Raw genomic sequence first — 6,566 nt, forward strand, 5'->3', positions numbered from 1 at the left:
ATTATTGCTTTAGTAATTGTTTTTTGACACGTTTTAAAACAGATGAATTAATGTCAACATCAAAACGCTCATTTAAGGAATTAACCCAATTTTCTTCAATATAATTTTGGTAATCACTGACCACCTTTCCTTTAGATTCGTCCAATGTTTTTTGACCTTCTGGCATTACACTGTGGACTTTAAAAACATGATAAGCATCATTATGATTATAAATTTTTGAAATGCCTTCTTCAAATTCAAAATTCTCAGGCAATATAGCATCACCTTTTTCAAATACACCTTTTGTAGGTAGTACATTCATTTCATCACCAACGTTAAGATTGGTCAAAATATCTTCGATGGAGCTATCCTTTTTCAATTGCGTTTGTACTTTTTCAATATCACTTTTTGAAGCAGATGATAAGACCACTGCATCAACACGATCTTTCCAAAGGTAATTGTCTCTATGGTTTTCGAAGTATTTCTGCAGACCGATTGAATCATTTGAAGCTGCATTCCACACCTCTTTTTCCATTAAATCAAATAATAGGAGTCCGTCGCGATATTCCTTTAGTACAAAGGCAAATTCCTCATTCTCAAATTCGAGGTGATCCTCGTGGTATTTTAATACTTGTGCCTCATAAAATGACTGATACTCTTTTTGTATTAAGGTCTTTACATCCACGCGTTTGTTTCGGTACAAGCGTTGCACCTGCATCAAATGCGATATAAAATCTTTATTAGTCACTTGGGTATCTTCAATTCTTATTAAAACATCATCACCTTTAAAATCTTTGGGCGCATTCCAGGCTTGTCTGAAATAATTTTCATTGAGGATAGATTCGATATAGGCTAAGCTTTCTTCATGTTCCTCAACATCATATTTTTTAGCGAGTTTTTTTACTAAAGCCGAATTGATCAAATTTGATCTCGTATCACGCTTTACCTTGTTTTCTAACTCCATCTTTACCTCTTCAAACGGTAAGATGCCTTTTTTATTTATCAGTTTTATCACATGCCAACCGTAATCCGTTTTGAAAGGTTCTGACACGTCACCTGGATTTTCTAAGGAAAATGCCACATCCTCAAATTCCTTAGAACTTAATTGTCCGCCTGTAAACGGTGTTAAAACACCACCTTTATTAGAGGAACTTTTATCATCGGAAAACTGCTTTGCCAATGATTCAAATTTCTCTCCTTGTTCTATTTTTTTATAAATCTGACGAATTCTAGTTTCAGGATTTAAGGTCGAATCCTTTTGTTTGTTAGAAATCATTATATGTGCAACAGTCACTTCTCCTAAAGACTGACGCTTATCGAATACTTTAACGATATGGTAACCAAAACGTGTTCTAAACGGCATAGACACTTCGCCTACAGGTGTATTAAATGCTGCTGTTTCAAAAGGGTACACCATTTTGAATCCTCCAAAATAGCCTAAATCTTCTGCGAATATGGTTTTACCATCATGCACCGATTTTTGAACGGTTTCATAGCCTTCTTTGATGACACGATCTCGCAAGGCCATCAATTGTTTGTAAACAGCCATGGTATCGGTTTCAGTCTCATCCAAACGCACCAAAATATGAGATGCTTTCACATCATTGGTTGTGCGCTCGTAAGCCTCTTTCACTAAGGCATCTGTGACTTGGCTATCAGACATATAATTTTTGGTAAGCTGACGCTTGTAATTGTTGAATTCTCGCAAGTAGCTATCATCTTTATCAAGACCTAAGCGTCGTGCTTCCTTTACTTTGAGTTGGTAATTGATAAACAATTTCAAATAGGTGTCAATATCCTTTTGACTTTCATCTTTTACCAAATCCAAATTTTTATTGTAAACCCTTACAAATTCTGATGCCATCACTGGATCGTCATCTACCGTGAATAAGACATCAGTATCCTTGATCTGTGCCTGTGCGCACAAGGTCACGCAAACTAAAACTGTACTTAATAATAATCTCATATATCAATCTTTAAAAAGGCAATTCCTATTTCAGCAAAAATAATACAATATATACATAAAACAAGTCGCATTTAACAAACGTCTTTGCGCCTATCTTAGTATGAAGTGCCCTTCAAAAAATGAATGTTGAAAGTCTGCATCTAACCACTTATCTAATTTAATGGTTGTTGAACTTTCATTGCATTATTATTTCCAAATTTCACGTATCTTTATTTTGAATAATCCCTCTGTATTCGACAATGCAATATACTACTGAAATAAAGGTGAATGTCCCTTTGGAAGAATTTATCCGCAAAATGGATAATGTTGAGAACATGAAGCACTGGCAACGTGGTTTGGTTTCTGCAGAACATATTTCTGGCGATCCAGGTCAGTTAGGCGCTAAGATGCAACTCAATTACAAATTTGGTCGTCGACGTATGCAACTAATTGAGACCATTACCAAACGTAATTTACCGAACGAGTTCCATGCGAATTACACGACAAAGAGCATGCACAATATTCAAAAGAACTTTTTTGAAAAAACCAATGATGGTTTTACGAAATGGACTTCCAAAAATGAATTTTTACCCTTAAATTTGGTCATGAGAATTTTATTGTATCTTATGCCAAGTGCCTTTAAAAAACAATCGATGAAGTATATGCAAGATTTTAAGAATTTTGCCGAACACGGAACTTCTGTATGCGAAAATTGAAACTTATTTGGGATTTTCGTGGTCCAGACGCTTTAAAAATCGCGGAGCATCATGAAAAACACCTCAAGGAATACATCGCTATTCAACAAACAACATTAGACATTACGGGTTTTGAAATGCTCAACGACCTGCATAGTATTGCTTTTATGGTGGTCATGGAAGACGAGATGAAGCCTATTAGAGATGCGCTGAAACCGCATCGTGGCGAATTATATAACGATTAGAAATTATGACAAAACACACCCTATTATTGACCTTGATAGTCTTGACATTCAGCTGTAAAAAAGATGCTGAAAAGCCTTTAGAAAGTACCGAGAAAGCATCGACTAAATATGTGGAAGACACACACTCTTACGCCCAACCAAATAAAGCTGTCGTGACTCACCTCAATCTGAATATAGGTGTCGATTTTGACAATCAGGTGATTGAAGGGCAGGCGACCTACGATATTGAAAGTCGGGCCTCATCAAAACTTATTTTAGACACTAAATATTTAGAAATTCATGAGGTTGAAGCTGATGGTAAGCCTACCTATTTTGAATTAGGCGACTTTGACGAACAGCTGGGAAGTCCGTTGATTATAGAAATTTCCGAAGACACCAAACAAGTCACCGTTCATTACAGTACGACGGAAAAAACCGAAGCGCTGCAATGGCTGAATCCGCAACAAACAGCAGACAAGGAACACCCATTTTTGTTCACACAAGGTCAAGCTATTTTAACACGTACATGGATCCCCATTCAAGATAGTCCGCAAATTCGGATTACTTATGATGCGAAAGTGAAAGTTCCGTCCGGTCTTATGGCTGTTATGAGTGCTGAAAACCCTAAGGAAATTGTCGCTAATGGTAAGTATGAATTCAAGATGCAACAACCGATCTCTCCTTATTTAATGGCTTTAGCTGTTGGTGATTTAGCATACGAAGCTGTGAGCGACCGTACAGGTGTTTACGCAGAAAAATCGATGATAGACAAAGCACATGCTGAGTTTTCTGATATGGAAAAGATGGTAGTGGCTGCCGAAAATTTATATGGTGATTACGATTGGGAGCAGTTTGATGTGATTGTGCTTCCTCCTAGTTTTCCGTTTGGAGGTATGGAAAATCCAAGACTTACATTTGCCACACCAACAGTTATTGCTGGAGATAAAAGTTTAACATCCTTGATTGCTCATGAATTGGCACATTCTTGGTCAGGAAATTTGGTAACGAATGCCACTTGGAACGACTTTTGGCTCAATGAAGGTTTCACGGTTTACTTTGAAATTAGAATCATGGAAGCGCTTTATGGTGTGGAACGTGCTAATATGATTGCTTTAATAGGACGACAAGATTTAACCGAAGAAATTGAGGCGTTTAGTGAAACTCCTGAAATGACCAAACTGAAATTGGATTTAAGCGATAAAAATCCGGACGACGGCATGAATAGTATCGCCTATGATAAAGGGTATCTATTTTTACGCACATTAGAAGAAAAAGTAGGTCGCGACAAGTTTGATGCCTTTCTGAAACAGTATTTTAAGAGCCATGCTTTTTCAACGATTACGACGGAGGCATTCGTGGATTATTTGAATACGCACCTGTTGGAACCGAATGAAGTGGATTTTAATGTCAATGAATGGATTTATGAACCTGGCATTCCAGAGAATCAAGCAGTGATCACGTCGGATAAATTTGAAAATGCCGAACGGACCTTGCAAAGATTCATCAGCGAAAAATCTATTGACACCTCACTAACGACCAATTGGACCACTCAAGAATGGGTTCATTTTATCAGAAACTTTCCAGAGGGCATGACTGCCGAGGACATGAAGCGATTGGATGATGCTTTTGACTTTACACATTCAAAAAACTCACATATTGCTATGGTATGGTATGAGCAGGCCATTAATCTTAACTATCACGACAATGGTGTTGATCGGGAAATCGAGGATTTCTTAATTCGCGTAGGCAGACGTTGGTATGTTTCCACGCTTTACAAGGCCTTCAAACGCCATGATAAAGTAGACGAAGCCTTAGCGATTTACAAAAAAGCACGTCCTAATTACCATTCAGTAACTGCCAATACTATTGATGATTTGCTAGGTTTTAAATCCTAGGATATTTCCGAAGTCATAACACATCCCATTTCAATAAAAACATTCAACAGGCATTCATTTGTTTTTATGTAGAATATAGTCTATATTTAAGGTTGCTATCTTGGACTTCAATCTTATGAAAAAACCAGACATCGTCCTATCCATTAAAACGCATAGACAAGCTAAACAATTACTGATTGTTTTTGACTATCGTAAAGCGCTTATTGAATTAATTAAAACAGTTCCGAATCGCAAATGGAGTGCCACTTTAGAATGTTGGTATGTTAGGTATTCACCTGAAGCTATTGCGCAGATTAAAGAGATCTTTCAGGGTTATACCATAGACACAGAACGCCTCAAACAAGCTACGGAATTAGAAGCCACTAAACGTCTGGGATCGTTAACCGAAGTGCAGCGTCAAACGCTCCATGGTTTTACTAAGTATTTAAAAGGCAAACGTTACAGTGCCAGCACTATTGAGACTTATTCATTTTTAGTAAGTGATTACATCGCCTACTATAACCAAAAGGCCTTTGCAGAATTAACCAATAAAACCATTGAGTTATATATTGAAGACGTTTATATAAAGCGTCGTTATTCTATTAGTAAGCAACGGCAATTTATTAGTGCTTTGAAGGTTTTCAAAATGTTTCATCCAGAGGTTGCTTTTGATGCTTTGGAACTCGTACGACCAAAAAAGAGTCGTTATTTGCCTACGGTTTTGTCTAAGGAAGAGGTGATTCATTTGATACAGGCCACGAAAAACCTCAAGCACAGAGCGATTATTGCGATGATATATTCTTGCGGACTTCGGATTAGCGAATTATTGAGTTTAGAGATTAAAGACATTGATATTGACCGACGGCAAGTGTTTATTCGAAATTCTAAAGGTCGTAAGGATCGTTATGTGATTATTGCTGAGAGTTTCTTACCATTGTTGTATAATTATTTGCACACTTATGTTCCCAATCGTTTGTTTGTAGAAGGCCATGAAGCGAGGCGTTATAGCCCAGAGAGCGTTCGTCATTTTTTACGACGTTCTTGTAAATTAGCAGGTATTACGAAGCGTGTGACACCACATACTTTACGACACAGTTATGCCACGCACTTATTGGAGAACGGCATTGATTTACGTTATATTCAGGAGTTATTAGGGCATGCGCGACCGGAGACTACTATGATTTACACGCATGTCGCGAAGAAGGATTTGTTGAATATTAAGAGTCCGTTGGACATTGCAGTAAAGCAGTATGTTGGTACGGATAATCAGAAGCAAAAACTTGGCATATCCCAACTGTAGCGTTTAAAATATGTTATATTTGTTTGGATATAACTAGTTAGCAACAATAGTGCATTTCCCGAAAATCAGGCTTCCCAGGAGACTTTCTGAATAAATCGCAGCCTATTGGATTTCTTTAAAAATACGTTCCGGAACAAAACGACCGTGACCAAACTAGGTTGCAACCTAAATGAGACTGTCAAGGTTTTGTGTTTGGTGAATCAGCGGATTCTTGGGCTTGTCAGCCAAATTGTTTTCTGTGCATTCTGATTCGGTTGCAATGCGGAATATTCCGCAGCTTTGTGATTTGCCTGTGACCTCTTCTGCCCTACAGTAGCTAACAACGTGTATAATCCATGCTCTACTCTAGCTTCGGTTTTAATTCTTATATTTAAACTTTTGAATCGTAACGACGGAAAATACCGATCGTTTCCAGTCGCACGATATCATACACAATTACGTTACCTGCAAGCTGAAGAAACATCGAGAATGGAATTAGAAAGAGTAAGATATATTATAAATTATTTTGGAAGATTTTTTACGCCAAATGAATATAAAGCTTATCGCCAT

At 37.4% G+C, this 6,566-nt stretch carries 5 protein-coding genes; 4 read left to right on the forward strand and 1 reads right to left on the reverse strand.

Annotated elements, in window-relative coordinates:
* Position 1 precedes the first annotated feature (1 nt).
* Positions 2 to 1,945, reverse strand: a complete 1,944-nt coding sequence (locus ACU8DI_RS14570) for a peptidylprolyl isomerase (RefSeq protein ID WP_447113524.1) — start codon at positions 1,943 to 1,945, stop codon at positions 2 to 4.
* Between the two features lie 239 nt (positions 1,946 to 2,184).
* Here ACU8DI_RS14570 and ACU8DI_RS14575 point away from each other — a divergent pair, with 239 nt between their 5' ends.
* The 4 genes from ACU8DI_RS14575 to xerA all read left to right on the forward strand — a co-directional run bounded on the left by ACU8DI_RS14575 (position 2,185) and on the right by xerA (position 6,017).
* A complete protein-coding gene (locus ACU8DI_RS14575) occupies positions 2,185 to 2,640 on the forward strand; it encodes an SRPBCC family protein (protein ID WP_447113525.1) in 456 nt (151 codons plus the stop codon).
* The gene (locus tag ACU8DI_RS14580; protein WP_447113526.1) at positions 2,628 to 2,864 is read left to right on the forward strand and encodes a hypothetical protein; all 237 of its coding nucleotides are present in this window, start codon (positions 2,628 to 2,630) and stop codon (positions 2,862 to 2,864) included. The genes ACU8DI_RS14575 and ACU8DI_RS14580 overlap by 13 nt, the downstream gene beginning before the upstream one ends.
* Positions 2,865 to 2,869: 5 nt before the next feature.
* Positions 2,870 to 4,738, forward strand: a complete 1,869-nt coding sequence (locus tag ACU8DI_RS14585) for a M1 family metallopeptidase (RefSeq protein ID WP_447113527.1) — start codon at positions 2,870 to 2,872, stop codon at positions 4,736 to 4,738.
* A 115-nt stretch (positions 4,739 to 4,853) separates the two neighbouring features.
* Positions 4,854 to 6,017 (forward strand): site-specific tyrosine recombinase/integron integrase, encoded by a 1,164-nt coding sequence (gene xerA / locus ACU8DI_RS14590; protein ID WP_447113528.1) that lies wholly within the window; start codon positions 4,854 to 4,856, stop codon positions 6,015 to 6,017.
* Positions 6,018 to 6,566: the final 549 nt, after the last annotated feature.

Source organism: Psychroserpens sp. BH13MA-6, assembly GCF_052983595.1.